Genomic DNA, 26673 nt, shown 5'->3' with positions numbered 1-26673 from the left:
GTCATGCGCTCCTCAGGCCAAGGCGGCGGGTCAGGTCGGTTGCAAATTGATGCTCGGGGTCGGCCTTATTCACCTCATCGGCCCATGTGGCCCAGTCCGGATACATAGCCTTGGCCTCGGCTTCTGTGGTGAGGCTGTCTTTGGCGAAATAGATCCGCCCGCCTGCGGCGAGGGTGGCGCCGTTGAGCCGTTTGATCAGCTTGCGCGCTTCATCGCTGTCGCGAAAATCAACCGCGAGGGTGTAGCCCTGCATCGGGAAAGACATCAGACCCGCCGTGTCAGCGCCAAGACGTTTGAGCACGGCGAGGGGCGAGGCGAGGCCGCTTGTCGCGATCATCTCGACCATGGCGCGCAGCTCGGGGAGCCTCTCGTCGGGCAGCACACATTGGAACTGATGAAAGCCGCTTTTGCCGTAGAGGCGGTTCCAGTTGTGGATTTTGTCGAGGGGGAAGAAGAAGTCTTCCAGCGGCTTGATGCGGGTTTGGCCGCCATCGCGAATGCGCAGGTAGTAGGCTTTGTTAAAGCCTGAAACCATGGCTTTGGATAGCGTGAAGCGCGGGAAGTTGAACGGCACGGATTTGGCCGCGCCTTTGGGCGCGCTTTGCGGGCGCACGCCCGTTGAGCGGGCCTCTTCGACAATGCCGCGGCCAAGGTTTTTGCCCTTGGCGGTGCAATCGAGCCAGCCGACAGCATAGCGGGCCTTTGAGGCGGAGAGGAGCGCGATGTGTTCATCCCAGCTCTCGGCGCGCTGCTCTGTGACTTCCATGCCGACGCCTTCGCAGCGCGTCATTTGGAGCGTTGCGGAGGCGATCATGCCTGTTTGGCCGAGACCGCCGATTGTGGCCTTGAAGAGCTTGGCGTTGCGCTTGGGGCTTATGGTCTTGGGCTTGCCTGCGACCATGAGCTTGAGTGCGATAACATGGCAGCCAAAGCTGCCGTCGGCATGGTGGTTTTTGCCGTGCACATCCATTGCGATACAGCCGCCGACCGTGGCAAAGCCAGTGCCGGGCAGGACGGTTGGCATCCAGCCGAGGGGCGCAAAGAGGCGGGCCAGCTCGCCCACAGGGACCCCAGCTTCGGCCTCAACGACGCCAGTGGCGGCGTCAAAGCGGAGGATGCGATCCAGCCGTGTCATATCGACGGCGGGGCCTTCCGAGTTCAGGCAAGCGTCGCCGTAGGAGCGGCGCGCGCCAATGGCGGGGTGTGCTGACAGCGCGGCCAAGGCAGGGGCACGCTCGGGGCGGGCAAGATCGCCCTCGGCAGAGAGCACACGGCCCCAGCCTGTGTAGGTTTGGGTGTTCCAGAGCATCAGGCGGCTCCTGTTTTGGCGTTGGATTTTGCCTCGGCGTAGGGAAAGACGCCAAGGCCGATGAGAATGGCAAACCAGAGGGTGGTCAGGCGGATCACGGCTGTGGCGGGGAGGGCGATTTCAAGCGGGATGTTTTGCAGGAGCAGGAGGCCGACCATCGCGGCCTCGGCTCCGCCGACCCCGCCTGGCGCGCCTGTGAGGCCGCCTGCGAGCGTGGAGAAGACAAAGATCAGCACTGCGAGCCAGAAGGATATCTCTGCGTCCATCCATGAGAGCAGAAGCCAGAAGGCGTAGCCCTCGGCGAGCCAGCCTATGAGGCCCAAGAGGGTTGCCAGTGTTAGGATATCGACGCTGGAAAAGGCCCTGAGCGCGCGTGCGGCGCGGCGTAGACGCGCCATGAGGCGGGGGAAGAGGCCTGTGCTGTGGTAGAAGAAGCCCGCGCTGACCGAGAGGAGCGCGGGGCGGGTGACGAGCACGGCGCCTGCGAAAGCAAGCAGCGTGACAGGAAGGGCGAGGCGGATCATTGCGCCAGACAGAAGCAGGCCAGCGAGGAGGAGCAGCGACATTGCGGCCAAATCGGAGGCGCGATCCACGAGCACGAGGGGGGCTGTGCGCTCAAAGCTCCAGCCTGTTTCGCGCTTGATCCAGCGTATGCGGATCAGCTCGCCCACGCGGCCCGGCGTGACCGACATGGCGAAGCCGCCGAGGAAATGACGGATGTTTTGCGCCAGATGCGTGCCAATGCCGAGGCAGCGGGTGAAGTAATGCCACCGCAGGGCGCGAAAGAGGTAATTGACGAGCGACAGCGCCAGCAGAATGACGACCTCAAGAAACGAGAGCTTGCGCAGCTGTGTCAGGGTGTCGTCCCAGCCTGTTGCGGCGGCAAGCGAGGCAAGGCCTGCCAGAACGAGTAGAAACAGCCCGCCCAGAAGCGCATAGTCGCGCCAGCGGTGAAAGCCCGTGCTCTTGGGCGCTACTGGAAAGTCACGGCTCATTGTCATTGCCCGAAGGGTTAGGGGCAAAATAGGGCAATTTTGTGGATTTGTCGCTAGGGCTGCCGAAGAAAAAAGCGGACCTCAAAGGAGGCCCGCTTTTTATCGTTCTGCTGATCGGTTTAGACCAGTGTCGCCTGTGTTGCGGCGCGCATTTCTTCTTCGGAGACGCCATCGGCCAGCTCGACGATTTTGAGGCCGCCTTCGACGACATCAAGCACACCGAGATTGGAGATGATGCGGTCCACAACAGCCTTGCCGGTGAGCGGCAGGGTGCATTCCTTGAGGACTTTGCTCTCGCCATGTTTGTTGGTGTGGTCCATGACCACAACCACACGGCCCACGCCAGCGACGAGGTCCATCGCGCCGCCCATGCCTTTGACGAGCTTGCCAGGGATCATCCAGTTTGCCAGATCGCCGTTCTCGGCGACTTCCATCGCGCCGAGGATCGCCATGGCAATTTTGCCGCCGCGGATCATGCCAAAGCTCTGGGCGCTGTCAAAATAGGCGGTCTGGGGCAGCTCTGTGATGGTCTGTTTGCCGGCGTTGATCAGGTCTGGGTCTTCCTCGCCTTCGATCGGGAAAGGGCCCATGCCGAGCATTCCGTTTTCGGACTGGAGCGTCACTTCAACGCCCTCGGGAATGTAGTTGCTCACCAGCGTCGGGATGCCGATGCCGAGGTTTACATACCAGCCGTCTTGCAGCTCGAGTGCGGCGCGTGCCGCCATTTGATTGCGATCCCACATATTATGCGCTCCGTACTGTGCGTTGCTCGATGCGTTTCTCGTGATCGCCTTGAATGATGCGGTGCACGTAGATGCCGGGCAGGTGAATGTGATCTGGGTCAAGCGAGCCTGTCGGCACGATTTCCTCGACTTCGACGACGCAGATTTTGCCTGACATGGCGGCAGGCGGGTTGAAGTTGCGCGCGGTTTTGCGGAAGACGAGGTTGCCTGTGGCGTCGGCTTTCCACGCTTTGACAACAGCGAGGTCGGCGAAAAGGCCTGTTTCGAGGATATAGGTCTCGTCTTCGCCACCCGGGCCTGTCGGGAAATCTTTGTGCTCTTTGCCATCGGCGATCACTGTGCCGACACCTGTTTTGGTATAAAAGCCGGGGATGCCGCAACCGCCAGAGCGCAGGCGCTCGGCCAATGTGCCTTGGGGATTGAACTCAAGCTCAAGCTCGCCCGAGAGATACTGGCGCATGAACTCGGCGTTTTCGCCAACGTAGGAGGAGATCATTTTCTTTACTTGCTTGGTCTGAAGCAAAATGCCGATGCCAAAGTCATCAACGCCTGCGTTGTTTGAGGCGAAGGTGAGGTCTTTGGTGCCTGCGTCCTTGATGGCTTGCAGCAAAAGCTCGGGCAGACCGCAAAGACCGAAGCCGCCCGAGGCGATGAACATACCGTCAAAGAGAAGGCCGTCCAGCGCTTCGGCGGCTGATCCGTAGACTTTTTTCATGGGATAACTCCTGAGGAATATAGTTGGCCGAGTTTTGGCGCGCGGGCGCAGAAGTGTCAATCATGGCAGGGTTTCTACTTAGGGTCCTGAGCCTAGGCCCCCTGCCACTGATTTCAGTCTTTTTTCGCCGCCGCTTTCTTGGGGGCTGCTTTTTTTGCGGCAGGCTTTTTGGCCGCAGGTTTCTTTGCAGCCGCTTTTTTCTTGGGGGCTGCTTTCTTCTTGCCGCCTTTGGCCGCCTTTTCGGCGATCCATTCGACAGCCTGTTCCATGGTTACATCGCCCGCCTCGACGTCTTTGGGGATTGTGGCGTTGACCTTTTCCCACTTCACATAGGGGCCATAGCGGCCTTCCATGACATTGACGGCGCCGCCACTCTCGGGGTGTTCGCCCAGCTCTTTGAGCGGCTTGGCGGCGGCCGAACGGCCACGGCCCGGATTGGCGCGCTTCTCGGCGAGAAGCTCGACCGCGCGGTTCATACCCAGTTCAAAGACATCATTGGGGTCTTTGAGGTTGGCATAGGTCGGCTTTGCATCATCGGGCAACTGGTGCATCACATAGGGGCCAAAGCGGCCGAAGTTCGAGCTGATCATGCCGCCTTCGGGGTGTTCGCCGATCTGGCGGGGCAGGCTGAGAAGGGTGAGGGCCTTTGCAAGGTCCATCTCGTCTTTTTGCCAGCCTTTGGGCAGAGAGGCGCGGGGCGGCTTCTTGTTCTCTGGAGTGGGTTCACCGCGCTGCACGTAGGGGCCAAAGCGGCCTGACTTGAGCCAGATTTCGTCCCCTGCGTCTTCGCCAAGCACACGCTCGTCGCCATCGGCGCCTTCGCCTGCAATGGGGCGGGTATAGGTGCATTCGGGGTAGTTGCCACAGCCAACAAATCCGCCTGTGCGCGAAGATTTGAGGTGCAACTGACCATTGCCACATTTGGGGCAAACGCGCGGATCGGAGCCGTCTTCGCGTGGCGGATAGAGCTGCGGGGCAAGCGCGGCATCCAGCACATCGAGCACTTCGGAAATACGCAGCTCGCTTGTCTCGGCAATTGCGGCGGAGAAATCGCGCCAGAAACGCTCCAGCACTTTTTTATAGTCGCGGTTGCCTGCGGAGACATCATCAAGCTCGTCTTCCAGCGAAGATGTGAACTCATAGCCGACGTATTTGCGAAAGAAATTCAGCAAAAAGATCGTAACAATGCGGCCCTTGTCCTCGGGGAAGAGGCGGTTTTGCTCTTTACGCACATATTCGCGATCCTGGATCGTGGTGATCACGCTGGCGTAGGTTGAGGGGCGGCCAATGCCCAGCTCTTCCATGCGCTTGACCAGTGTCGCCTCGGTATAGCGGGGGGGCGGCTGGGTATGGTGCTGCTCGGGTGTGACCGACTTTTTGGGCGCGGCTTCGCCCTGAGAAATCTGGGGCAGGCGCTTGTCGTCGTCATCGACAACGGCATCATCGCGGCCCTCTTCATAGACGGCCATGAAGCCATCAAACAAAACAACCTGACCTGTGGCGCGCAGGCCGACTTGGCCGTCTGCCGAGCCGATCTCGACGGTGGTGCGCTCCATGCGGGCGCTTTCCATCTGGCAGGCAAGGGTGCGCTTCCAGATCAGATCATAAAGCTTGGCTTGGTCGGCATCGCGCAGTTTGAGCGCGGCGGCGTCAGCCCCAAGATTGGTCGGGCGGATACATTCATGCGCTTCTTGGGCGTTTTTGGCTTTGTTTTTGTAGATGCGCGCCTCTTTGGGGACGTATTTATCGCCAAAGCGGGCGGCAATGGCGGCGCGGGCTTCTGTCACGGCTTCGGGGGCCATGTCGATCCCGTCGGTCCGCATATATGTGATGTGACCCGCTTCATAGAGGCGCTGGGCCGTGCTCATGCAGGCACGCGCCCCCATGCCAAACTTGCGGGAGGCCTCTTGTTGAAGCGTTGAGGTCATGAAGGGCGCGGAGGGGTTGCGCGCGGCGGGCTTGGCCTCAACCGAGGTGATCGTGAGATCGCGGCTTTCGATGGCTTGGACGGCAAGCTCGGCTTGGGTGGCGTTTGCGATATCAAACTTCTCAAGCTTTTTGCCAGCCAGCACAGTGAGGCGGGCCTCGTAGTCTTGGCCACGCGCCGTGCTGAGCACGGCTTTGACCGTCCAGTATTCTTGCGGATTAAACGCTTCGATCTCCATTTCGCGCTCAACGATGAGACGCAGGCAGACCGACTGCACACGGCCGGCAGAGCGCGCGCCGGGCAGCTTGCGCCAGAGCACGGGGGAGAGATTGAAGCCGACGAGGTAATCAAGTGCGCGGCGGGCCAGATAGGCCTCAACCAAGGGTGCGTCGATTTCGCGGGGGTTTTGCATCGCCTCGGTCACGGCGGCCTTGGTGATGGCGTTGAAGACCACGCGGCTGACGGGGGTGTCTTTCTTGATGGCTTTGCGCTTGCGCAGGGCCTCTTCCAAATGCCAGCTGATCGCCTCTCCCTCGCGGTCGGGGTCGGTTGCGAGAATGAGGTTCGGGTCGTCTTTCAGGGCGTCTGCAATGGCTTTGACGTGTTTGCGGCTGTCGACGCCAATTTCCCAAGTCATGTCAAAGTCGTTGTCTGTGTCAACCGACCCGTCTTTGGGCGGCAGATCGCGCACGTGACCATAAGAGGCCAGCACGGTGTAATCGGACCCCAAATATTTATTGATCGTTTTGGCTTTGGCCGGGGATTCGACAACAACTACGGGCATAAACTTCCTCTCAAATTCGCGCACTTAATGGCCGCGCAAAATGCGGCCAGCACATAGGGAATGTCAATGCGGTGATTGTGGTTCAGCCTTAAAATGGCGCTAATCGCAGCTTATTGAGGCAGGTTTTCCAGCTCTTTTGTGAGCATTCCGCCTGCGGCACGGTTGATTTTGCCATCAAGTTCAAGCTCGACAAGGGCAGGGCCGATCACAGCGGCAGGCGCGGCGAGGTCGCGGATGAGCTGGTCTTCGGGCAGGGGCGAGGGGCTGAGACGCGACAGGATTTGCTGGTGCAAAGCCGCCGTTTCGGCGAGGCCGCGCCGCTCGGGCGGGGGCGGCGGGATATCGAGCGAAAGCTCGGGCAAAACAGCCTGCGCGGCGGGGACGAGTGGCGCGAGGGTTTCCAGAATATCTTCGGTGGAGCGCACAAGCGTGGCCCCATCGCGGATCAGCATATTGCAGCCAGAGGCGCGGGCATCAAAGGGATGACCCGGCACAGCGAGCACCTCGCGGCCCTGATCAAGCGCGTTACGGGCTGTGATCAGGCTGCCAGATTTGGCGGCGGCCTCAACGACCACAAGGCCCACGGAAAGGCCCGATATTAGCCTGTTGCGTCGCGGAAAATGGCGCGCCTGCGGGGCAAGGCCCATGGGCTGCTCGCTGATCAGGAGGCCTTTTTGAGAAATGTCGCGGGCGAGATGTGCGTTCTCTGAGGGGTAGATCACATCAACGCCGCCCGCGAGCACAGCAATCGTGCCGCCCTCAAGGCTGGCGAGATGCGCTGAGGTATCAATTCCGCGGGCGAGGCCCGAGACGATGACATGGCCCTTCTCTGACAGCTCTGAGGCGAGCATCCTTGCGGTGCGCCCGCCCAGAGAAGAGGCGTTGCGTGCGCCGACCATGCCAATGGCGGGCTTGTTCAGAAGAGATGTGTCGCCGCGCACCCAGAGAAGGGGGGGCGGATCGGACAGATCATACAGCGCCTCGGGGTAGTCTGGCGCGCCATAACATACGAGTGTGGCCCCTGCGTCTTTGCCACGGGCAAGCTCGGCCCGCGCGGCTTCTTCAGAGAAGCTTTTGTAGCGCTCCACGCCTGCGGCGCGGGCAATATCCGGGAGGGCGCAAAGCGCGGCGGCGGCGCTGCCATGTTCAGACAAGAGGCGAAAAAACGTTGCGATCCCGACACGGTGCGAACGCAAGAGACGAAGCCACAACACCCGATCATCTTCCGTGGTGGGTGGGAGTGGGGGGTGAGTGGAAGGATGTAAACCTTCGGGCATTGTGACTCCGTTCTCTTACAAGAATCATCATTACCTCGGGATGGTTAACAGCTTCTGAATCAATTTACCTTTTTGCGCGCAATACGGCGCCTGGGTTCAGGATCCCCAGTGGATCGAGTGCTGTCTTTATGCTGTGCATGGCGGCAAGTTTGGTTGGGTCGCCATAGCGCTCCAGATCGGCGGCTTTGAGGCGGCCAAGCCCGTGCTCGGCAGAAAACGAGCCGCCCATGTCCACAGTTATGTCATGGACGATGTCTTGCACAGCACTTGCCGTCTCTTTGTAAGCGTCGCGGTGCGCACCTTTGGGCGGGTAGACATTGAAGTGCAGGTTGCCGTCTCCGAGGTGACCAAAGCAGTTGATGCGATAATCGCCATGCGCGGCCAGCGCCTCTGTGGCGCGGGGGATAAACTCGGAAATAACGCTGAGTGGCAGCGAAATGTCGTGGCTTGAGATACCGCCGACATTTTTATTGGCGATAGGGATCGCTTCGCGCAGGCCCCAGAGCTCGGCGGACTGGCCCTCGCTTTGGGCGATAATCCCGTCGTCAGCAAGGCCCTCTTCCAGCGCGACTTCAAACAGCTCTTCAAAGAGCGCTTGCGGCGTTGGTCCACGTGCGAGGCCAAGCTCGGTCAGCACCATCCACTCGGGCGGATCAGGCCAAGGCAGGCGCTGGTCGGGCAGTGTTTCGGCAACGAACTCAAGCCCTTGACGGTGTAGAAGCTCAAAGGCGCTGATGCTTTCGCCCGCGATGTCGCGCAGACGGGCGAGAAGCGTAAGCGCAGCCTCGGGGCTGCGCACCGCAAAGAGCGCTGTGCCGGTTTGGGCGGGGCGCGCAAAGAGCTTGAGCGCGGCGGCGGTGATGATCCCGAGCGTGCCTTCGGAGCCGATCAAGAGATTGCGCAAATCATAGCCTGTGTTGTCTTTACGCAGGCGGGTGAGGCCGTTCCATATGCTGCCGTCGGGCATAACGGCCTCAAGGCCAAGCGCCAAATCGCGGGCATTGCCATAGCGCAGCACGTTTATGCCGCCAGCGTTTGTGGCGAGGTTGCCGCCGATCTGGGCGGTGCCTTTGGAGCCTATGGAGAGCGGGAAAAGGCGGTTTGCCCCTGTGGCGGCGTCTTGCACGGCTTGGAGCGTGCAGCCTGCTTCGACGACGATCACGTTTTCGGTGGGATGCAGCGCGCGCACCGCATTCATACGCTCAAGCGAGAGGAGGAGCGGCGCGCCTGCGCTTGTGATTTGTCCGCCGACAAGGCCTGTGCCGCCGCCATAGGGGATCAGCGCGATGCGGTGCTCTGAGGAAAAACGCAGGATTGTGCTCACGTCTTCTACGGTTTTGGGGGCCGCCACGGCGGCGGCAACGCCCTGCCATTTGGCGCGCGGCTCTTCAAGGTAGCGCGGCGCAGCCTCGCGCAGCGTGCCGTGAGGCAGGAGCGCCTCCAACTTTGTGAGCAGATCGGGTGTGAGGTCTGTGAGCATGGCGTTAGCCTATATCGGTTTTGCCGCGGCGGTCCATCCGCAGGGCGGCATAGAGCACATGGGTGCGCCAGCGACCGTTGATTTGAAGATAGCTTTGCGCGACGCCCTCATATTTGAAGCCCGAGCGCTCAAGCAGACCACGCGAGGGAGTGTTTTCGGGCAGGCAGGCGGCCTCGATCCGGCTGAGGTCCATGACATGAAATCCGTGGTGCACGACGGCTGTGAGGGCTTCCCGCATGATGCCTTGGCGGGCAAAGTTCTGTCCTGTCCAATAGCCGACTGTGGCGGCTTGGGCGGGGCCACGGCGGATGTTGTCGATGGTGATCGCACCGACGAGTTGCTGATCGGCACGGCGGAAAATAAAGAGGGGCAACGCAGTGTCGCCTGACATGGAGCGCTGCGCCCAGTAGACACGGTTGGTAAAGGCGCGGCGCGAGAGATGGTCAATATTCCAGCTCGGCTCCCAAGGCGTGAGATACTCCTCGGAGTCGTGGCGCAGGGCAGACCAGCTGTGAAAATCGGAATGAACGGGCGCGCGAAGGGTGAGGCGCTCGGTTTCGAGCCTCAGTTTTTTGCGCACCCGCATGAGCATCAGGCGGCTCGTTTTTGCAAGAGCGCGCCAAGCTCCGGGGCGCCCTCAACGGGGCCATAAAGTGCTGCGGCTGTTTTGGCCGATGTTGCCATCTCGGCGCCGAAGTCACGCACGCTCTGGCGGGTGACGGCGTCAATTTTTTGCACGACTTCCTCAAGGTCTGGCACGCGGCCCCAGATCTGTGTCATCCGTGCCAAACGCTCGGCGCGGCTTGAGGGACTTTCAAGGCCCATCAGCATCCCTGCCTTCATTTGCGCGCGGGCGCGGTCGACTTCGACGTCTGACATATCGTCGGCGGCGCGGGTCATTTCGGCCAGCGTGATTTCGGCCAGTTCGCCGACTTGCGCGCCCGAGGTGCCAGCGTAGATTGTCATCATACCTGTGTCGGTGTGAGCGCCTGCAGAGGCAAATATCGTATAGCAGAGGCCGCGCTTTTCGCGAATTTCTTGAAAGAGGCGCGAGGACATCCCGCCGCCGAGCGCTGAGGCATAAATCTGTGCGGTGAAGATCGCGTCATCACGATAGGTTGGACCTTCAAAACCCATGGCGAGGTGCGCTTGTTCAAGGTCTTTGACAACGCGGCGTTCGCCGCCTGTAAACAGCGCTGGCGTCTCTTTGGGTGCATTGCCACGTGGGATGGCCGAAAAGAGCGCTTCGGCTTGTTTCACCAGCGCGTCATGATCAACGCCGCCAGCGGCCGAGAGGATCATGTTTTCTGGGCCGTAATACTGGCCGACAAACTCTTTGAGATTGTCACGCGAGAAGGCTTTGATACGCTCGCTGGGGCCAAGGATCGTGCGCCCCAAGGCCTGATCGGGGTAGGCCTCTTCCTGGAGCCAGTCAAAGATCACATCATCTGGCGTATCAAGCGCCTGACCGATCTCTTGCAGGATCACGCCGCGCTCGATCTCGATTTCGCGGGGGTCAAACACCGGATTGACGAGGATATCGCCGATCACATCGACGGCGAGCGGCACATCGCCCGCGAGAACGCGGGCGTAGTACGCCGTGGTTTCGCGGCTGGTGTAGGCGTTGATATAGCCGCCAACGTTTTCGATCTCTTCGGCAATATCGAGTGCGGAGCGGGTCTTGGTGCCTTTGAAGGCCATGTGCTCAAGGAAATGCGCAATACCGTTCTGCTCGCGTGTCTCGTTGCGTGCGCCTGCGGCGATCCAGATACCGACAGAGGCCGACTGGAGGCCCGGCATATGCTCGGTGACAATGCGAAAGCCGTTTGAGAGTGTGTGCGTCTGGATGCTCAATGCGCGATCCGTTCTTTGATAAGGGTTTGAAGGGCGGCGAGATCGTTCTCGACGCGTGTGACGCGCTCGTCGCGCTCAAAAAGATCGCTCATGCGGGGCGGAAGCGGGGGGCGGATGCCTGTGGCCGCTTCGACCGCATCGGGGAATTTGGCAGGGTGGGCCGTGGCCAATGTGATCATGGGCGTGTCAGGCGCGAGGTGCTCTTCGGCGACTTTGACGCCAATGGCGGAATGCGGGCAGAGGAGCTCGCCTGTTTCGGCCAGAGTGCGGGTGATGGTCTCGCTTGTTTCGGCCTCAGAGCAATTGCCGCTGTCATAGCTTTCGCGCAGGGCTTGCAGCGCGCCTTGGCTGACAGAGAAGCCTGATTGCTTTAGCTCGTCCATGAGCTGTGCGACGGGGGCGGCGTCACGGCCATAGGCTTCAAACAGGGCGCGCTCGAAATTGGAGCTGACCTGAATATCCATCGACGGGCTGATCGAGGGGGTGACGCCATCGGGGCGATATTCCGACGTTGAAAGGCAACGGTGCAGGATATCGTTCTGGTTTGTTGCCACAACGAGGCGGTCAATCGGCAGCCCCATGCGCTTGGCGATATAGCCTGCGAAAATGTCGCCAAAGTTGCCTGTGGGGACTGTGAAGCTCACCTTCTTATGCGGTGCGCCAAGAGACACGGCGGAGGAGAAGTAGTAAACCACCTGCGCCAGAACGCGGCCCCAGTTGATAGAATTGACGCCCGCAAGAGAGACACCGTCGCGGAAGGCAAAGTCGTTGAACATATCTTTGACGCGCGCTTGGCAGTCGTCAAAGTCGCCCGTCATGGCAAGAGCGTGGACATTGCTCTCGCTTGGCGTGGTCATCTGGCGGCGCTGCACTTCGGAAACGCGGCCATGGGGATAGAGGATGAAGACATCGACATTAGACAGCCCGCGGAAGGCCTCTATGGCGGCTGAGCCTGTGTCGCCCGATGTTGCGCCAACAATTGTGATGCGCTTGCCTGAGCGCTCAAGCGCGGCTTGGAACATCTGACCAATGATCTGCATGGCGAAGTCTTTGAAGGCGAGCGTCGGGCCGTGAAACAGCTCGAGCAGGAAGTGCCCTGCGCCCAGCTGCACCAGAGGCGCGCGGGCGGCGTGGCCAAAGCCTGCGTAGGCCTTGGCGATCAGCTCTTTGAACTCGGCGTCGGTGAATGTCTCGCCGATGAAGGGCCGCATGATGGCGAAGGCTGTTTCTTCGTAAGACAGACCTGAGAGCGCGGCGATCTCGTCTTTGGAGAGGGTCGGGATATCATCTGGCAGATAGAGGCCACCGTCGCGGGCGAGGCCTGTGAGCATGGCGTCTTCAAAGGAGAGTTCAGGCGCTTGGCCACGGGTCGAGATATATTTCATTGTTTCGCTTTCGCGCTTCGGCGTTTCAGAAAGTAGGCGGTCATTAGCACCCAAACGGCGGCCAATCCATACCATGTGATGATGTATTCCAAATGGCGGTTCGGGATTGTGCTTGTGTCGAGGGGAAGCGGCAGGATCTGCCGCGTGTTGGGCGTCTCGCTGCGGGCGATGACAAGCACCTCTTCGGTGCCAAGCGCCTGGGCCAGCGCGGGAACGTCACGGGCATACCATGTGTTGCCTGCCAGATCGTTTTCGGGCGTGTAGCTGTCGCGCTCTTGGGGCCAGTGGAGATTGCCTTGGATCGTGGCGGCGCCAACAGGGCGGGGCGCGTCTTTGGCCGCAGAACGGATATAGCCGCGATCTACCAGCAGGCGGCGGCCCTCGGCTTCAAACGCCTGAATGATGCGATAGCCAGCGCCGTAATCACGGGTTGACACGAGCACGCGAATTTCAGGGCCTGTGAAGGCTCCCGTAACAGTGACGGACAGGAACTGATCTGTCGTTGCATCTGGCGTTCTGGGGGGCGCGACGGGGTCGGCGGCGAGGCGCGCCTCAATGGCGGCGATATAGGCCGCTTTCTCGGCTTGGCGTGCGACTTGCCAGTTGCCAAGGCTTACAAGCAGGGCGAGCACGAAGACAGACAGAAGAAGGAAGGGCCAGTTTTGTTTCATAGCAAATGAGTAGGGCGAGAGGGGGGCAAGGCGCAAGGCCTCAAACGCGAAACGCCCCGCGAAAACGGGGCGTTTCTGATGGGTTTGGGCGAAAGCAGCTCGGCCTTATTGGCCCCAGATGTAGATACTGGCGAAGAGGAAAAGCCAGACCACATCCACAAAGTGCCAATACCAAGCCGCGGCCTCAAAGCCGACGTGACGTTCGGGTGTGAAGTGGCCCGCTTGGAGGCGGAAGAGGCAAACGGCGAGGAAGATCGTTCCGATCACAACGTGGAAGCCGTGGAAGCCTGTCGCCATGAAGAAGTTTGCGCCGTAGATGTTGCCTGCAAAGCCGAAGGCAGCGTGGGTGTATTCATAGATTTGGAAGCCCGTAAAGAGAACGCCGAGGGCGACGGCCAGAATAAGGCCCCACTTCATGTCTTCGCGGTTGTTCTCATGTGCCATCGCGTGGTGTGCCCATGTGGCGGCCGCACCTGAGCAAAGCAGGATCAGCGTATTAATCAAGGGCAGGTGCCATGGATCGAATGTTTCGATACCAGCGGGAGGCCACTGGCCGTCTACCATCGGGCTTTCGGGGCCCATCGGGTAGAGCGCGTGCTTGAAAAAGCTCCAGAACCAAGCGGCGAAGAACATGACTTCGGACATGATGAACAGAACAACGCCATAGCGTAGGCCGATTTGAACCACTGGCGTATGATCGCCTGTGTTGCTTTCATGAACAACTTCAGCCCACCAGCCATACATCACGTAGAAGGTGAAGAGGAAGCCTGCGATCATAACGAAAGCTGTGACATCGTGGAAATACAGCGTAGCGCCGAAGAGCAGCACAAAGCAAGCAAGCGCGCCGAGAAGCGGCCATGCTGATGGTGGAAGAATGTGATAGTCGTGGTTTTTTTCGTGCGCCATGGTGTCCCTCGCCTGAGGCTAGATGTTATTAGTTAAGGTTCGTATAGTCGCCTGTCTCAAGTGAAGCTTGCGCTTCTGGCAGGTCTATTTCGTAGAAGGTGTAGCCCAAAGTGATGGTATGGACATACTGCCCTTCGCGGTCTGTGACAATCTCTGGATCAACATAGAAGGTCACAGGCATTTGCACCCGCTCGCCAGGCTGAAGCACCTGTTCTTCAAAGCAGAAGCAGTCAATCTTGGTGAAAAATCCGCCAGCCTCGTAGGGCGTAACGTTATAGGCTGCCGAGCCGGCAACGGGGCGGTCTGTCGGGTTGTAGGCCTCGTAAAATGCGAGGCCTGTTTCGCCGATGCGCACTTCCATTTCACGCTGCATGGGGGTGAAAGTCCATGGGAAGTCGCGTTCGATGGAGGCGTCAAATCGGATTTTGATTGTTTGGTCGAGGATGACGTCGGAGCCTGTTTCGGCTGTGTTGGTGACGCCACCAAAGCCTGTCACGCGGCAGAACCAGTCATAAAACGGAACAGAGGCCCATGCGAGTGCGCCCATGAACACAACGACGCCCACGGTTTGGGCCAGTGTTTTGTTTTTACCTTCGAGTGCCATCAGTCACTTGTCTCCTGAGAAGAAGTTGATGTGGCTGTCCCTTCTGCTGCGGCTTGGGCCGCTTGTTTTTTGGCGTGCTCTGCCGCCATTTCCGCATTTTGCGCGGTCAGTTTTACGTAGGTCATACCCATGACAAGAAACACAAACGAGCCGAGCACAATTCCGAGGCCCACGTTGCGGCTGCGGCGGCGACCATGAATTTCGTGCTCGACGCGGGGTGTGCTGCTGCTCATGACCAGCCTCCAAGACCGTAGGGCGCAAGGCCCTTCTCCACCAGAATGGCGACGAAATGGGCGAAAAGATAGAAAATCGAGAAGGCAAAGAAGCGCTTTTCTGTTTTGTAGTCGTCGGCTTCGGCCAAGGCCTCTTCGCGGCGCCAGATGTCCCATGCGCCTTTCAGGAAGATCGCGTTGAGCAGCAGGGCGGTTGTCAGGTAGACAGGGCCGCCAATGCTTGTGAAGCCTGTGCCTATCGCAATAGGTGCGAGCAGGATGGTATAGATGATGATGTGCGCGCGGGTCGCTTTGCGGCCGTGTGTCACGGTGAGCATGGGCACGCCAGCGTCGCGGTAGTCTGACTTCATAAACAGAGCCAGCGCCCAGAAGTGGGGCGGCGTCCACATGAAGATCAGAGTGAACATCAGAACGCTTTCGACACTTACGCCCCCTGTGGCGACAGCCCAGCCGATCATGGGGGGGAAGGCACCCGCCGCACCGCCGATGACGATGTTTTGAGGGGTCCAGCGCTTGAGCCACATGGTGTAAACCACGACGTAAAAGAAGATCGTGAAGGCAAGAAGGCCGGCGGCGACAAAGTTGCTCGCCAGTGCCAGCATGATGACGGAGAACACCGACAGGAACATACCGAAGGCAAAGGTTTCGCTCTCGGTGATTTTGCCAGCGGGAATGGGGCGGCTTTGGGTGCGGCGCATGATGCGGTCAATATCGGCATCATACCACATATTCAGCGCGCCAGAGGCTCCGCCGCCAATCGCAACAAACAAGATCGCAGCGAAGGCCAAGAGCGGATGCACAGGCACGGGCGCAGCGAGCAGGCCCACAAGCGCTGTGAAGACAACAAGCGACATAACGCGCGGCTTCAGCAAGGCGAAGTAGTCGCCAAAGCCGGCCTCGCCCGTGTCCGAGCGGGTTTCTACGCGTGTGTTTGTTGAAATATCGCTCATGCCATCTCTCTGGATCAGGTGAGGAAGGAGGGGGCAGCGCGCTGCCCCGCTCACGATTTAGTCGGCCAGTGCCACGGTGACGGGGGCCGCAACGCCTGCGAACTCTTCTTTCGCGCCGACGAGCCACGCGTCATAGGCCTCTTGGCTTACAACTTCGACCGTGATGGGCATATAGGCGTGGTCTTTGCCGCAAAGCTCTGAACACTGACCGAAGTAGAGGCCTTCTTTCTCTGCCTTGAACCAAAGCTGCGCGAGGCGGCCAGGAACGGCATCTTGCTTTACGCCAAAGGCTGGGATTGTCCACGAGTGGATCACATCAGCGCCCGTGACCGTCATGACAACAACCTTGTCAACCGGCACAACGATACGTGTGTCTGTGGCGAGGAGGTATTCATCGTCTGAGTAACCGTAGTCAGCAAGTTCTTCGCGGGCGACCATGAAGCTTTCGAAGCCGAACTCTTCGTCTGTATACTCATAGCCCCAATACCACTGGTAGCCTGTGACTTTGATGTTCACTTCACCTTCAGGGATAATCTGTTGCTTGAACAGGATTGGCAGCGAAAACGCCCCGATCCAGACAAGGATCAGCACAGGAACAAGTGTCCAAGCCACCTCGATCGGTGTGTTGTGCGTGAAGTTTGCTGGCTTGGGGTTGGATTTGCGGTTGTGAAACACGATAATCCAGAGGACCAAGCCGATAACGAACAAGCAGATCACAAAGATGATCCAGTTGATGGCCGTATCGAGCCAGATAATGTCGCGCATGAGCTCTGTTGCGGCGACTTGAAAATTAAGCCCGCCATCAACAGGCTTGCCAACGCGCTCGACGCCATCTTGGGCCAAGGCTGGAAGGGCAAAAAAAGCTGTCATAAGAGCCAGAAGAGAAGAAAGAATTCGCATGGTTCACCCTGATCGGTTGAGTATCTCTGTTTTGTCATAAAGCAAATTGAACCAGAGACTCACGTCTCGGCCCATTGCGTCTTGGTGCATCAGAAACCATATTCTGAGCGTGGAGACAATATTGCCGCTTGCGTCAAAGAGACGCTTTTTTGATTTAGATCAAGAAAATACGCACCAAGCCAGACAGGAAGAATCATGAAAAACGCGCCGTTTCGCCCCTTTGAGACAGAAGTAGACGAGGGGAAAGCCCTTAAATTACTGGAGAAAGCCTGCGCTGGTGCGGAGGATGGCGAGCTTTTTCTGGAGCGTGCGAAGTCTGAGGCGCTTGTCTTGGATGACGGGCGCGTAAAGACGGCGAGTTTTGATACATCGCAAGGTTTCGGGATGCGGGCGGTGCTTGGCGAGGTGGCCGGATATGCGCATTCGACCGAGATCAGCGAAGCGGCGATGACGCGTGCTGTCGAGACGGCGCGCCTTGCTGTGGGCGCGGGCGGGGGCACTATGGCTGTGGGGCCAAAGGGCACAAACACGCGGCTTTATGAGGCGATTGACCCGATCGAGAGCGCTGGATTTTCCGCCAAGCTTGATATTTTGAAAGAGATTGACGCCTATGCCCGCGCCCTTGATGCGCGGGTGGTGCAAGTGACGGCCTCCGTGTCGGCGAGCTATCAGGAAGTCGAGATCCTGCGTGTGGGCGGGCAGCGCCTGACGGATGTGCGCCCGATGACACGGCTGAATGTGGGCGTGATTGTCGAGCAGGACGGACGGCGCGAAAGCGGCTCTGCGGGCGGTGGCGGGCGCGTGGGGCTGACAGGGCTTCTGGAGCCAAGCAACTGGCAGGCCAATGCACGCGAGGCGCTGCGGATCGCGCTTGTCAATCTTGAGGCCGTGCCTGCTCCTGCGGGGCAGATGGACATTGTGCTTGGGCCGGGCTGGCCCGGTATTTTGCTGCATGAAGCCATCGGGCATGGGCTTGAGGGCGATTTTAACCGCAAGGGCAGCTCGGCTTTTGCAGGGCTTATGGGCCAGCAGATTGCTGCGAAAGGCGTGACTGTGCTCGACGACGGGACGATCCCTGATCGGCGCGGTTCGATCACGATTGACGACGAAGGCACGCCGAGCGCGAAGAACACATTGATCGAAGACGGGGTTCTGGTTGGCTATATGCAGGACCGTCAGAACGCGCGGTTGATGGGGGTTGCACCCACAGGCAACGGGCGCCGCGAGAGCTTTCAGCACGCGCCGATGCCACGCATGACCAACACCTATATGATGGGCGGGCAGGCCGCGCCAGACGACATTTTGGCCGACCTGAAGGACGGCATTTGGGCCGTGGGCTTTGGCGGCGGGCAGGTGGATATCACCAATGGCAAGTTTGTCTTTTCCTGCACCGAGGCCTACCGCGTCAGAGGGGGCAAAGTCATGGAGCCTGTGAAAGGCGCGACCCTCATTGGCGACGGGGCCACCGCGCTGAAAAACATCCGCGCGCTTGGCAATGATATGGCGCTGGATCCGGGCATGGGCAACTGCGGCAAGGCGGGGCAGTGGGTCCCTGTTGGGGTTGGCCAACCCACTGTTATGATTGGTGGTTTGACCGTAGGCGGCTCTGCCGCCGAAGGCTGACAGGCGCTCTTGATGCGCCGAGAGGCTGGTGGGCGGCTCTGCGACCTAGGGCTTACAGACCTTCAAATGCGCAGAGCGCCATGACGTCCATGCCCATGGCTTCAAGGCGCTTGCGACCGCCGAGGTCAGGCAGATCAATCACGAAGGCGCAGCTGATGATTTCGCCGCCCAAACGCTCAATCAGCTTGATGCCGGCTTCGGCAGTGCCGCCTGTGGCGAGCAGGTCATCGACCACAAGGATTTTCTCGCCCGCCTGGATGGCGTCATCGTGAATTTCGACAATCGCCTCGCCATATTCGAGCGTATATTCTTCCGAAATCACCGCGCCGGGGAGCTTGCCTTTTTTGCGGATTGGCACAAAACCGACCGAAAGCTGATGGGCAATGGCTCCGCCGAGAATAAAGCCGCGCGCCTCAAGGCCGACGACCTTGTCGATCTGTAGCCCTGCGTAGGGGTGCAACATCTGGTCAATCGCCATGCGAAAGCCGCGCGGGTCGGCAAAGAGTGTCGTCACATCGCGAAAGAGAATGCCCTCATGGGGAAAGTCAACAATGGTGCGGATGTAGTCTTTGACGGTTTTCATGAGTGTTCCTAAGGGGTTGCGCGTTTGAGCGTGGCGGTGAAGAGGCCCATGGCGATCAGGGTTGCGCCGCCTGTGCGGGTCATCCAGACAAGCGCCTTGGGCTGGGAAAAGAAGCTGCGGAGACGGTCCGCGAGGAGCGCATAGGCCAATGCGTTGAGCGTGGCAAGGGCGACGAAAGTGGCGATCAACACGCTGATTTGAGGCAGAAACGCCGCTTCGGGGCGGATAAATTGCGGAACAAAGGCGATAAAGAAGGCGATGCTTTTGGGATTGAGGGCTGTGACGGCGGCGGCATGGGCAAAGACGCCACGGGGCGTCACGCTCGGGGCCGCGTCAGGGAGCGCGAGGCTCTCCTCGTTGGCTGAGAACAAAAGCTTTGCGCCCAAATAGACCAGATAGGCTGCGCCAACCCATTTGAGCAGGGTGAAGGCGGTGGCCGAAGCCAGAACCAGCGCGCCAAGCCCTGCAAGCGAGGCCGACATGGCCACAAGATCGCCCAAAGCGACGCCTGCGGCAGAGGCGAGGGCAACGGAGCGGCCCTTGGAGAGGGCGTAGCTCATCACCAGAAGGATCGTCGGGCCGGGGATCATCAAAAGCACCGAGGAGGCGATGACGAAGGCGATCCATGTTTCGAATGTCATGATGGCCGATCTTTCTTAACAAAGGGTGACCCTGTGGTGCGAGGCCACCACAGGGGGCGTTTGGCGCGCCTTAGAGCACACGCCCCGCAACTGCGTCGAGCTTGGCCATGAGGGAGGGGTCGCGGGCGTCTGGTGCGGTCAGGATCGCATACTCCAGAGCGCGGTCGCAGCCATGTGGGCAGGCCTCGCGGGCGGCACCGAGGAGGGCGGGGAGGCGAGAGACAAGGGCGCGGCCTTTGTCGGCGTTGCCCATTAAAGTCTTAATGATTTCAGTGACATCAACTTCGCCATGTTCGGGATGCCAGCTGTCATAATCGGTGATCATCGCCACGGAGGCATAGCACAGCTCGGCTTCGCGGGCGAGTTTGGCTTCGGGCATATTTGTCATGCCGATGACGTCAGCGCCCCAGCTTTCGCGATACATTTTGCTCTCCGCCAGCGTGGAGAACTGGGGGCCTTCCATGGCGAGATATGTGCCGCCGTTGTGGACCGTGATCCCTGCGTCTCGGGCCGCTTCAAGGCAGGCCGCAGAGAGGCGCGGGCAGGTCGGATGGGCGACCGAGACATGGGCGACACAGCCCGTTCCGAAGAAGGATTTCTCGCGCGCGAATGTGCGGTCAATGAATTGATTTACAATGACAAAATCCCCGGGGGCCATCTCTTCGCGGAACGACCCGCAGGCTGAAACAGAGACAACATCTGTCACGCCGAGACGCTTGAGCGCGTCGATATTGGCGCGGTAGGGAACCGTACTCGGGGAGTGGATATGGCCGCGACCATGACGGGGCAGAAAGGCCATTTTGACGCCCTCAAGCGTGCCTGTCAAAACCGCGTCAGAGGGCTTGCCCCAAGGGGTTTCGACCTCTTGCCAGCGGGCGTTTTCCAGCCCGTCGATCTCGTAAATGCCGGACCCGCCGATGACGCCGATAACAGTCTCGCTCATGCTTTTCTCCCAGAGGTTTTCACGCCATTTGTGACCCGTGACAGGGCTAAAGGCAAGGCAACGCGCGCTGTGTTAACGGGGCTGTGATGGCCAAAAAGGGGGGGTGATAAGCGTGCACCCCCCGTGCACCATGCGTGCACCCCCCAAATCGACTTTTGACGCGGCGCGAATCGTTAACCTTTGGGCCGTTTGACACAAAATAGTTGTGCCGAGGTGCGCCCTGCGCCTGTCTCGACCCTGTCTTGGGACTGTCTGGGGGCTGTCTGGGGGCTGGCTATTTTGCGCAGGGCGCGTTAGGGCGCGAGACGAAATACGAACCCGAATGATGACCCGAGTAGGACCGAGAATATGAAACGCGCCCTTATGGCTGCTTTTGCCAACCGAATTGCCATGCCTGATTTGCGGCTGATGCCTGATGAGCCTTGGAGCGTCTCACGGCTTAGGATCGAACTTCTGGCGGGGCTGACTGTGGCGCTTGCGCTGGTGCCTGAGGCGGTGGCCTTTGCCTTTGTTGCGGGGGTTCATCCGCTGGTTGGGCTTTACGCGGCGTTTCTGGTTGGCCTCATTACGGCGGTGTTTGGCGGGCGTCCCGGAATGATCTCGGGGGCGACGGGCGCTCTGGCGGTTGTGATGGTTGCGCTGGTGGCGCAGCACGGGGTGGAATATCTTTTTGCGACGGTCGTTTTGATGGGGCTGTTGCAGCTCTTTGCGGGGGCGATGCATTGGGGCAAGTTTATCCGCCTTGTGCCGCATCCTGTGATGCTCGGGTTTGTGAACGGCCTCGCGATTGTTATTTTTCTTGCGCAGATGACGCAGTTCAAAGTGCCGGGGTCGATGGTCAACACAGGGCACGGCATGAGCGGGGGCGAGTGGCTCACGGGCACGCCTTTGATGATGATGCTGAGCCTCGTGGCGCTGACCATGGCGATTATTTGGGTGATGCCCAAGGTGACGCGGTTTGTGCCTGCGCCTTTGGCGGGGATCGGGATCGTGGCGATTTTGGTGATTGTGCTTGGGCTTGAGGTGCCGCGTGTGGGCGATCTGGCTTCGATCAAGGGCGGCTTTCCGAGCTTTCACAACCCGTTTGGCACGGGTGAGGGGCTTTACGGCACAGCGCTTGCGCCGCTCAATATGGAGACGTTTTATATTATCCTGCCTTATGCCGTTATTCTGGCGGCGATTGGCCTGATCGAAAGCTTGCTGACGCTGAACCTTGTGGGCGAGATCACCGGCAAGCGCGGCGGGGCCTCGCAGGAATGTATGGCGCAGGGTGCGGCCAATGTTGTGACCGGCTTTTTCGGCGGCATGGGCGGCTGTGCGATGATCGGGCAGAGCATGATCAATGTAAAATCTGGCGGGCGCACGCGGATTGCGGGGATTGCGGCGGCGCTGTTCTTGTTGATCTTCATTATGTTTGCCTCGCCTCTGATTGAGCAAATCCCGCTGGCTGCTTTGGTTGGTGTGATGTTTATGGTGGTGATCGGCACGTTTGCTTGGAACTCGCTCACAATCCTGCGGCGGGTGCCGCTCAATGACGCTTTTGTCACTGTTTTGGTGACGATTGTGACGGTGGCCTATGACCTTGCGATTGCGGTTGTTGTGGGTGTGATTGTGTCGGCGCTGGCTTATGCGTGGAACAACGCCACGCGCATTCATGCTGTCACGCGCGAGTCGACCACGGATGAGGGCGCGAAAGTCTATGAAATTCAGGGACCGCTGTTTTTTGGCTCAAGCGACGGGTTTGCCGAGATTTTTGAGGTCGAGAGCGACCCTGATCTTGTGATTGTGGACTTTAAAGAAAGCCGCGTTGTGGATCAGTCGGCGTTGCAGGCGATTGAGGCTTTGGCGGCGCGCTATGAGGCGGCGGGCAAGCAGATCCGTTTGCGTCACTTGAGCCGCGATTGCCACAAGCTCCTCAACAAGGCTGGGCATCTTATGGTCGATAGCGACGATGACCCTGATTATGCGCTGGCTGTGGATTATGATGTGCAGACAGGCATTCTGGAAAGCGGTCACTAAGCCTTTCATGGCGAGCCAACAGTAAGAGCCGCCAGTATGAGCGCCGCCTGTGCAGATGCGCAGGCGGCTCTTTCTATTTGAGCGCAGGTGCGATTTGACATTGCGCCGCAGGCAGGCAGAGTGCGACCGAGATAAAACATGAGGGCGACAGATGAAGCAGCGTGAACTTGGACGCACAGGGATACCTGTGAGCGAGATGTGCCTTGGCACCATGACCTTTGGCACGCAGACAAGCGAGGCCGACAGCCATGCGCAGATGGATATGGCGCTCGATCATGGGGTGCAGTTCTGGGACTGTGCGGAGATGTATCCTGTGAACCCTTTGAGCCGCGAGACGCAGGGCGACGCGGAGCGTATCCTTGGCAACTGGTTTGAAAAGACAGGGCGGCGCAGCGAAGTTGTTTTGGCGACAAAACATTCGGGCGAGGGCTACATGAATGTGCGCGACGGCGCGCCGATCACGGCTGAGACGATCCCTGCCGCGATTGAGGGGAGCCTTGCGCGGCTGAAGACCGATGTGATTGATCTTTACCAGTTTCACTGGCCCAACCGTGGCTCTTATATGTTTCGTAAGAACTGGACCTATGACCCGAGCGGGCAGGACCGCGCCGAGACGATAGCCCATATGGAAGAGGCTTTGGGCGCGCTTCACAAAGAAGTCGAACGCGGGACGATCCGCGCTTTCGGGCTTTCAAACGAGAGCGCTTGGGGGACGTGCCAGTGGCTTCAGGCGGCCGAGCGGGTCGGCGGGCCGCGTGTGGCCTCTGTGCAGAACGAATATTCGCTGCTCTGCCGTTTGTATGACACCGATATGGCCGAGATGAGCGTGAATGAGGATGTGGGTTTGCTGGCGTTTTCGCCGCTGGCGGCCGGGTTTTTGAGCGGCAAATATCAGGGCGGGCAGGTGCCTGACGGCTCGCGCAAGAGCCTTGTGCCCGAGATGGGCGGGCGGATGACGCCGCGGGTGCTTGAGGCTGTGGCGGCTTATCTGGCGATTGCTGAGCGCCACGGGCTTGACCCTGTGCATATGGCGCTGGCCTGGACGCTGACGCGGCCCTTTATGGGCAGCTCGATTTTCGGGGCGACGACGCTGGGCCAGCTTGAACACGCTCTTGGCGCGGCAGATGTGAGCCTTTCAAGCGAGGTTCTGGCGGAGATTGATGCGGCCCATAAGGCGCATCCGATGCCCTATTGACGGGGGCTGAGGCTTCGAATTTCGCTGCGCGAAATCCGACCGTGGCGGGGGACGTTGTCCCCCGCGCCCCCTAGGATATTTAGAGAAAGAGGAAGCCGCTGTTTAGCGCTCTTGGCGCAGGGCGCGCAGGGAGCGGCCGTGGGCTTTCTGGAAGGCGCGGGCGAAGCTGGCTTGGGAGGCAAAACCTGTGGCCAGAGCGATGTCTTGCACGGGAAGGGACGTATCGAGCGCGAGGCGGTGGGCCTCGGAGAGACGCAGCGCGAGGTAGGTGGCCTTGGGGCTTTGGCCGAGGGCGGCTTTGAAGCGCAACTCCAGCACGCGCGGCGAGAGCGACAGGCGCGCGGCGAGCGCGGCGATGCTGAGGGGTGTTTCGACGTGGGATTGCATCAGCGCGAGGGCGCGGGCGACGGCGGGGTGATGGCGCGCGAGGCTTTGACGGCTGGCGGGGTTTTGCGGCAGGTCGGCGGGCTGGGAGGGATCATGCAGGAAAGCGCCTGCGACCTCTTGGGCCAGGCGCGCGCCAAAGTGCTCTCCGATCAGGCGCAGCATCATATCAAGGCCCGGCATGGCGGCGCCTGCTGTGGCGAATTTGCCGGACTGAACGAAGCGGTGGGGCAGGGTTTCGACCGCCTCAAAGCGCGCGGCGAAGCGCTCCAGATCTTCCCAATGGGTGGTGGCGCTCTGACCATTGAGCAGCTCGGCGCGCGCCAGAAGCCAGCTTGCGCCATCAATCGCTGCGATCTGGCCCGCGCGGGGGGCGAGGCGGCGCAGGGCGGCGAGCAGGTGGGGCGTCGCGTGGGCGTCAAGATTGAACCCCGCCACGACGATCAACACATCGCAGGCCTCGACGGCGGCAAGGGGTGTTCCGTGAACCTCTATGCCCGAGGTGAGCCGGACGGGGGCCTCTGTCGGCGTCACAAAGCGCCACGAAAACAGCGCGCGGCCTGCGCGGCGGTTGGCGGCGCGCAAGGGGTCAACGGCGGCGGCGAAGCTCAGCGTGTTGCTGTCGCCAAGCACGAGCACGGCTGTGTCGAGCGGTTTTGATATGATTTTTTCGGCTTGGGTCATATTATTTTCGTAAAAGATCAAAAGAGGCAGCGCAAGAGCGGTGATACTTCGGGAGACACGCCATGCAGAAGAGGATTCGCAGATGCCATTGACTATGAACAAAGAGGTTTTCATCACCTGCGCTGTGACAGGCTCGGGCGGCACCCAAGACCGCAGCCCGCACGTGCCGCGCTCGCCCAAGGAGATTGCCGAGAGCGCGATCAAGGCGGCCAAGGCTGGCGCGGCTGTGGTGCATTGCCATGTGCGCGACCCAGAGACAGGCAAGCCGAGCCGCGACTTGAAGCTTTATCGCGAGCTGACAGACCGCGTGCGGGACGCAGACACGGATGTTGTGCTCAATCTTACAGCGGGCATGGGCGGCGATATTATCTTTGGCAGCTCTGAAGCGCCGTTTCCGCTTGCCGAGGGAACAGACATGGTCGGAGCGAGCGAGCGCGTGGCGCATATCGCGGAATGCCTGCCCGAGATCTGCACGCTGGATTGCGGCACGATGAACTTTGCCGAGGCCGATTATGTGATGACCAACACGCCGGGAATGCTGAGCGCGATGGGCGGCATGATGACCAAGCTTGGGGTCAAGCCCGAGATTGAGGCGTTTGACACGGGGCATCTTTGGTATGCCAAGCAGCTTGTGGCGGACGGCGTGCTTGAGCCTGATGCGCTGGTGCAGCTCTGCATGGGCGTGCCATGGGGCGCGCCTGATGATCTCAATACCTTTATGGCGATGGTGAACAATGTGCCGAGCGAGTGGACCTTTAGCGCCTTTGGCTTGGGGCGCAACCAGATGGCTTATGTTGCGGCCTCGGTGCTTGCGGGGGGCAATGTGCGCGTCGGGCTTGAGGACAACCTCTGGCTCGATAAGGGCGTTTTGGCGGAAAACGACCAGCTTGTGGAGCGCGCTGTCACGATCATTGAGAACATGGGCGCGAAAGTCATCGGGCCTGAGGCTGTGCGTGAGAAGCTCAGGCTGACAAAGCAAGCGCCGAAGGGGTGAGGCCCGGCTGGCTCTTGGCGGCGTCTCTGGCGCTGGCGGGCTGTGTGCCTGTGTCTGTGCCAGAGGCTGCCTTTGAGAGTTATCGCGACAGCGCGGTGATGATTGCCTCGACACTGCGGTTTGATCTGGCGCGCTTTGAGGGCGACTGGGCGGTGCGGGGGGCCTATCCGAACGACCACTTGCAGCGTGTGACGATCAAGGCGCGCGGGGCGCGGCGGTTTGTCTGGCGCAGCGAGGGCCGCGCGGCGCAGGGTGAGGTGACGGGGCCGGGGCGCTTTCGGCTTGCGGGGCAGGCGGCGGACTATTGGGTGCTTTGGGTGGATGAAGACTTTCGCACGGCGGTGATTGGGACGCCTGACGGGCGCTTTGGGCTGATCCTGGACCGCAAGGCAGGCGGCGGGGCGGACCGGATACAGGCGGCGCGGGAGATGCTTGAGTTTAACGGCTATGATCTGGGCCAGATGGTGATGCGCCCCTGAGGCGGGGCGGGATGAAGACGTGAAGACAGAGGGGGCGGAGGCCATGAGACGGATTTTTGCAATTGGGGCGGCTTTGCTGACGGTGGCGGTGCTGGCGTCTTGCCAGATGGCGCAAACCTCAGGTGGCGCGGCGGGTGGCCCTGACGCCACGAGCGGGCGCTCGCCGCTTTTGGTGGCGCAGGACTGTGAGGCCGCTGGCGGGCGCATGGTTGTGGGGCTTGCAGGGCCGCAATGCGCCGCAGCGCAGCCTGATGCGGGCAAATCTTGTCGTGACAATTCTGATTGTGCGGGATTTTGCTTGGCGAAGACGCGAAGCTGCACCCCTGTGACGCCATATTTTGGCTGTCATGACGTTTTGACGGGCGGCAAAGCGGCCACGATTTGCGTAGATTGAT

At 60.2% G+C, this 26673-nt stretch carries 26 protein-coding genes; 6 read left to right on the top strand and 20 right to left on the bottom strand.

What is annotated here, in order from left to right; genetic code table 11:
* Nucleotide 1 precedes the first annotated feature (1 nt).
* The 16 genes from ACTF58_RS05455 to coxB form a co-directional block, all read right to left on the bottom strand.
* On the bottom strand, nucleotides 2-1309 hold the full coding sequence (locus tag ACTF58_RS05455) for an FAD-binding protein (RefSeq protein ID WP_438990960.1): 1308 nt from the start codon (nucleotides 1307-1309) through the stop codon (nucleotides 2-4).
* Nucleotides 1309-2304: a lysylphosphatidylglycerol synthase transmembrane domain-containing protein gene (locus ACTF58_RS05450; RefSeq protein WP_438990959.1), complete on the bottom strand. Its 996-nt coding sequence runs from the start codon at nucleotides 2302-2304 to the stop codon at nucleotides 1309-1311. Before ACTF58_RS05450 ends, ACTF58_RS05455 begins: the two co-directional genes overlap by 1 nt.
* A 119-nt stretch (nucleotides 2305-2423) precedes the next feature.
* Nucleotides 2424-3047, bottom strand: a complete 624-nt coding sequence (locus ACTF58_RS05445) for a 3-oxoacid CoA-transferase subunit B (protein WP_438990958.1) — start codon at nucleotides 3045-3047, stop codon at nucleotides 2424-2426.
* A gap of 1 nt (nucleotide 3048) precedes the next feature.
* Entirely contained in the window at nucleotides 3049-3762 is a 714-nt protein-coding gene (locus tag ACTF58_RS05440) for a CoA transferase subunit A (protein WP_438990957.1), read from the bottom strand.
* Nucleotides 3763-3875: 113 nt separating this feature from the next.
* The gene (gene topA / locus ACTF58_RS05435; protein ID WP_438990956.1) at nucleotides 3876-6473 is read right to left on the bottom strand and encodes a type I DNA topoisomerase; all 2598 of its coding nucleotides are present in this window, start codon (nucleotides 6471-6473) and stop codon (nucleotides 3876-3878) included.
* Between the two features lie 110 nt (nucleotides 6474-6583).
* Entirely contained in the window at nucleotides 6584-7750 is a 1167-nt protein-coding gene (dprA, locus tag ACTF58_RS05430; RefSeq protein ID WP_438990955.1) for a DNA-processing protein DprA, read from the bottom strand.
* A 64-nt stretch (nucleotides 7751-7814) separates the two neighbouring features.
* Nucleotides 7815-9230 carry an FAD-binding oxidoreductase gene (locus tag ACTF58_RS05425; RefSeq protein ID WP_438990954.1) on the bottom strand — a complete coding sequence of 472 codons (1416 nt, stop codon included), beginning with the start codon at nucleotides 9228-9230 and terminating at the stop codon, nucleotides 7815-7817.
* A gap of 4 nt (nucleotides 9231-9234) precedes the next feature.
* Nucleotides 9235-9822 carry a GNAT family N-acetyltransferase gene (locus tag ACTF58_RS05420; RefSeq protein ID WP_438990953.1) on the bottom strand — a complete coding sequence of 196 codons (588 nt, stop codon included), beginning with the start codon at nucleotides 9820-9822 and terminating at the stop codon, nucleotides 9235-9237.
* Nucleotides 9822-11084: a M16 family metallopeptidase gene (locus ACTF58_RS05415; protein WP_438990952.1), complete on the bottom strand. Its 1263-nt coding sequence runs from the start codon at nucleotides 11082-11084 to the stop codon at nucleotides 9822-9824. Before ACTF58_RS05415 ends, ACTF58_RS05420 begins: the two co-directional genes overlap by 1 nt.
* Complete coding sequence (gene thrC, locus ACTF58_RS05410) at nucleotides 11081-12469, bottom strand: threonine synthase (protein ID WP_438990951.1); 1389 nt, start codon at nucleotides 12467-12469, stop codon at nucleotides 11081-11083. Before thrC ends, ACTF58_RS05415 begins: the two co-directional genes overlap by 4 nt.
* Entirely contained in the window at nucleotides 12466-13140 is a 675-nt protein-coding gene (locus ACTF58_RS05405) for an SURF1 family protein (protein WP_438990950.1), read from the bottom strand. The genes thrC and ACTF58_RS05405 overlap by 4 nt, the downstream gene beginning before the upstream one ends.
* Before the next feature lie 105 nt (nucleotides 13141-13245).
* Nucleotides 13246-14046, bottom strand: coding sequence for a cytochrome c oxidase subunit 3 (locus ACTF58_RS05400; protein ID WP_438990949.1), 801 nt, complete (start codon nucleotides 14044-14046; stop codon nucleotides 13246-13248).
* A 28-nt stretch (nucleotides 14047-14074) separates the two neighbouring features.
* On the bottom strand, nucleotides 14075-14650 hold the full coding sequence (locus tag ACTF58_RS05395; RefSeq protein ID WP_438990948.1) for a cytochrome c oxidase assembly protein: 576 nt from the start codon (nucleotides 14648-14650) through the stop codon (nucleotides 14075-14077).
* On the bottom strand, nucleotides 14650-14883 hold the full coding sequence (locus tag ACTF58_RS05390; RefSeq protein ID WP_438990947.1) for a cytochrome C oxidase assembly protein: 234 nt from the start codon (nucleotides 14881-14883) through the stop codon (nucleotides 14650-14652). The genes ACTF58_RS05395 and ACTF58_RS05390 overlap by 1 nt, the downstream gene beginning before the upstream one ends.
* Nucleotides 14880-15833 (bottom strand): heme o synthase, encoded by a 954-nt coding sequence (gene cyoE, locus ACTF58_RS05385; RefSeq protein WP_438990946.1) that lies wholly within the window; start codon nucleotides 15831-15833, stop codon nucleotides 14880-14882. The genes ACTF58_RS05390 and cyoE overlap by 4 nt, the downstream gene beginning before the upstream one ends.
* A gap of 57 nt (nucleotides 15834-15890) precedes the next feature.
* Nucleotides 15891-16733 carry a cytochrome c oxidase subunit II gene (coxB, locus tag ACTF58_RS05380; RefSeq protein ID WP_438990945.1) on the bottom strand — a complete coding sequence of 281 codons (843 nt, stop codon included), beginning with the start codon at nucleotides 16731-16733 and terminating at the stop codon, nucleotides 15891-15893.
* Nucleotides 16734-16928: 195 nt separating this feature from the next.
* On the opposite strand from coxB, the gene tldD reads away from it, so the two are divergent.
* Nucleotides 16929-18356 carry a metalloprotease TldD gene (tldD, locus tag ACTF58_RS05375; RefSeq protein WP_438990944.1) on the top strand — a complete coding sequence of 476 codons (1428 nt, stop codon included), beginning with the start codon at nucleotides 16929-16931 and terminating at the stop codon, nucleotides 18354-18356.
* Between the two features lie 52 nt (nucleotides 18357-18408).
* Here the strand turns inward: tldD and ACTF58_RS05370 are convergent, their stop codons facing one another.
* The 3 genes from ACTF58_RS05370 to ACTF58_RS05360 all read right to left on the bottom strand — a co-directional run bounded on the left by ACTF58_RS05370 (nucleotide 18409) and on the right by ACTF58_RS05360 (nucleotide 20523).
* Nucleotides 18409-18939, bottom strand: coding sequence for an adenine phosphoribosyltransferase (locus tag ACTF58_RS05370; protein WP_438990943.1), 531 nt, complete (start codon nucleotides 18937-18939; stop codon nucleotides 18409-18411).
* 8 nt (nucleotides 18940-18947) lie between these two features.
* Nucleotides 18948-19580 (bottom strand): LysE family translocator, encoded by a 633-nt coding sequence (locus ACTF58_RS05365; RefSeq protein WP_438990942.1) that lies wholly within the window; start codon nucleotides 19578-19580, stop codon nucleotides 18948-18950.
* Nucleotides 19581-19650: 70 nt separating this feature from the next.
* Nucleotides 19651-20523 (bottom strand): S-methyl-5'-thioadenosine phosphorylase, encoded by an 873-nt coding sequence (locus ACTF58_RS05360; RefSeq protein ID WP_438990941.1) that lies wholly within the window; start codon nucleotides 20521-20523, stop codon nucleotides 19651-19653.
* Between the two features lie 348 nt (nucleotides 20524-20871).
* Here ACTF58_RS05360 and ACTF58_RS05355 point away from each other — a divergent pair, with 348 nt between their 5' ends.
* Together ACTF58_RS05355 and ACTF58_RS05350 are read left to right on the top strand one after the other, a co-directional pair.
* Nucleotides 20872-22542: a SulP family inorganic anion transporter gene (locus ACTF58_RS05355; RefSeq protein ID WP_438990940.1), complete on the top strand. Its 1671-nt coding sequence runs from the start codon at nucleotides 20872-20874 to the stop codon at nucleotides 22540-22542.
* 151 nt (nucleotides 22543-22693) lie between these two features.
* Nucleotides 22694-23737, top strand: a complete 1044-nt coding sequence (locus ACTF58_RS05350) for an aldo/keto reductase (protein WP_438990939.1) — start codon at nucleotides 22694-22696, stop codon at nucleotides 23735-23737.
* Nucleotides 23738-23839: 102 nt separating this feature from the next.
* Here ACTF58_RS05350 and ACTF58_RS05345 read toward each other — a convergent pair whose 3' ends face one another.
* Nucleotides 23840-24805: a GlxA family transcriptional regulator gene (locus ACTF58_RS05345; protein WP_438990938.1), complete on the bottom strand. Its 966-nt coding sequence runs from the start codon at nucleotides 24803-24805 to the stop codon at nucleotides 23840-23842.
* 82 nt (nucleotides 24806-24887) lie between these two features.
* Here ACTF58_RS05345 and ACTF58_RS05340 point away from each other — a divergent pair, with 82 nt between their 5' ends.
* Genes ACTF58_RS05340 through ACTF58_RS05330 form a run of 3 tightly spaced genes read left to right on the top strand, consistent with a single transcriptional unit; the run spans nucleotide 24888 to nucleotide 26672 of the window.
* Nucleotides 24888-25799 (top strand): 3-keto-5-aminohexanoate cleavage protein, encoded by a 912-nt coding sequence (locus ACTF58_RS05340; RefSeq protein ID WP_438990937.1) that lies wholly within the window; start codon nucleotides 24888-24890, stop codon nucleotides 25797-25799.
* Nucleotides 25796-26278: a lipocalin family protein gene (locus ACTF58_RS05335; protein WP_438990936.1), complete on the top strand. Its 483-nt coding sequence runs from the start codon at nucleotides 25796-25798 to the stop codon at nucleotides 26276-26278. Before ACTF58_RS05340 ends, ACTF58_RS05335 begins: the two co-directional genes overlap by 4 nt.
* A gap of 43 nt (nucleotides 26279-26321) precedes the next feature.
* Nucleotides 26322-26672, top strand: coding sequence for a hypothetical protein (locus ACTF58_RS05330; protein ID WP_438990935.1), 351 nt, complete (start codon nucleotides 26322-26324; stop codon nucleotides 26670-26672).
* Nucleotide 26673 lies beyond the last annotated feature (1 nt).

Origin of the sequence: Lentibacter sp. (assembly GCF_965657785.1) — a bacterium.
GTDB lineage: Bacteria > Pseudomonadota > Alphaproteobacteria > Rhodobacterales > Rhodobacteraceae > Lentibacter.
This window is presented reverse-complemented; position numbering and strand designations above follow the sequence as displayed.

Bases quoted from the DNA above. Each gene is read 5' to 3' on its own strand.
- ACTF58_RS05370 (WP_438990943.1), bottom strand. From the start codon at position 18,939: ATGAAAACCGTCAAAGACTACATCCGCACCATTGTTGACTTTCCCCAT.
- ACTF58_RS05345 (WP_438990938.1), bottom strand. From the start codon at position 24,805: ATGACCCAAGCCGAAAAAATCATATCAAAACCGCTCGACACAGCCGTG.
- cyoE (WP_438990946.1), bottom strand. From the start codon at position 15,833: ATGAGCGATATTTCAACAAACACACGCGTAGAAACCCGCTCGGACACG.
- ACTF58_RS05440 (WP_438990957.1), bottom strand. From the start codon at position 3,762: ATGAAAAAAGTCTACGGATCAGCCGCCGAAGCGCTGGACGGCCTTCTC.
- dprA (WP_438990955.1), bottom strand. From the start codon at position 7,750: ATGCCCGAAGGTTTACATCCTTCCACTCACCCCCCACTCCCACCCACC.
- ACTF58_RS05420 (WP_438990953.1), bottom strand. From the start codon at position 9,822: ATGCTCATGCGGGTGCGCAAAAAACTGAGGCTCGAAACCGAGCGCCTC.
- ACTF58_RS05425 (WP_438990954.1), bottom strand. From the start codon at position 9,230: ATGCTCACAGACCTCACACCCGATCTGCTCACAAAGTTGGAGGCGCTC.
- ACTF58_RS05405 (WP_438990950.1), bottom strand. From the start codon at position 13,140: ATGAAACAAAACTGGCCCTTCCTTCTTCTGTCTGTCTTCGTGCTCGCC.
- tldD (WP_438990944.1), top strand. From the start codon at position 16,929: ATGAAAAACGCGCCGTTTCGCCCCTTTGAGACAGAAGTAGACGAGGGG.
- ACTF58_RS05395 (WP_438990948.1), bottom strand. From the start codon at position 14,650: ATGGCACTCGAAGGTAAAAACAAAACACTGGCCCAAACCGTGGGCGTC.
- coxB (WP_438990945.1), bottom strand. From the start codon at position 16,733: ATGCGAATTCTTTCTTCTCTTCTGGCTCTTATGACAGCTTTTTTTGCC.
- ACTF58_RS05455 (WP_438990960.1), bottom strand. From the start codon at position 1,309: ATGCTCTGGAACACCCAAACCTACACAGGCTGGGGCCGTGTGCTCTCT.
- topA (WP_438990956.1), bottom strand. From the start codon at position 6,473: ATGCCCGTAGTTGTTGTCGAATCCCCGGCCAAAGCCAAAACGATCAAT.
- ACTF58_RS05390 (WP_438990947.1), bottom strand. From the start codon at position 14,883: ATGAGCAGCAGCACACCCCGCGTCGAGCACGAAATTCATGGTCGCCGC.
- ACTF58_RS05355 (WP_438990940.1), top strand. From the start codon at position 20,872: ATGAAACGCGCCCTTATGGCTGCTTTTGCCAACCGAATTGCCATGCCT.
- ACTF58_RS05445 (WP_438990958.1), bottom strand. From the start codon at position 3,047: ATGTGGGATCGCAATCAAATGGCGGCACGCGCCGCACTCGAGCTGCAA.
- thrC (WP_438990951.1), bottom strand. From the start codon at position 12,469: ATGAAATATATCTCGACCCGTGGCCAAGCGCCTGAACTCTCCTTTGAA.
- ACTF58_RS05330 (WP_438990935.1), top strand. From the start codon at position 26,322: ATGAGACGGATTTTTGCAATTGGGGCGGCTTTGCTGACGGTGGCGGTG.
- ACTF58_RS05365 (WP_438990942.1), bottom strand. From the start codon at position 19,580: ATGACATTCGAAACATGGATCGCCTTCGTCATCGCCTCCTCGGTGCTT.
- ACTF58_RS05400 (WP_438990949.1), bottom strand. From the start codon at position 14,046: ATGGCGCACGAAAAAAACCACGACTATCACATTCTTCCACCATCAGCA.
- ACTF58_RS05340 (WP_438990937.1), top strand. From the start codon at position 24,888: ATGCCATTGACTATGAACAAAGAGGTTTTCATCACCTGCGCTGTGACA.
- ACTF58_RS05450 (WP_438990959.1), bottom strand. From the start codon at position 2,304: ATGAGCCGTGACTTTCCAGTAGCGCCCAAGAGCACGGGCTTTCACCGC.
- ACTF58_RS05360 (WP_438990941.1), bottom strand. From the start codon at position 20,523: ATGAGCGAGACTGTTATCGGCGTCATCGGCGGGTCCGGCATTTACGAG.
- ACTF58_RS05350 (WP_438990939.1), top strand. From the start codon at position 22,694: ATGAAGCAGCGTGAACTTGGACGCACAGGGATACCTGTGAGCGAGATG.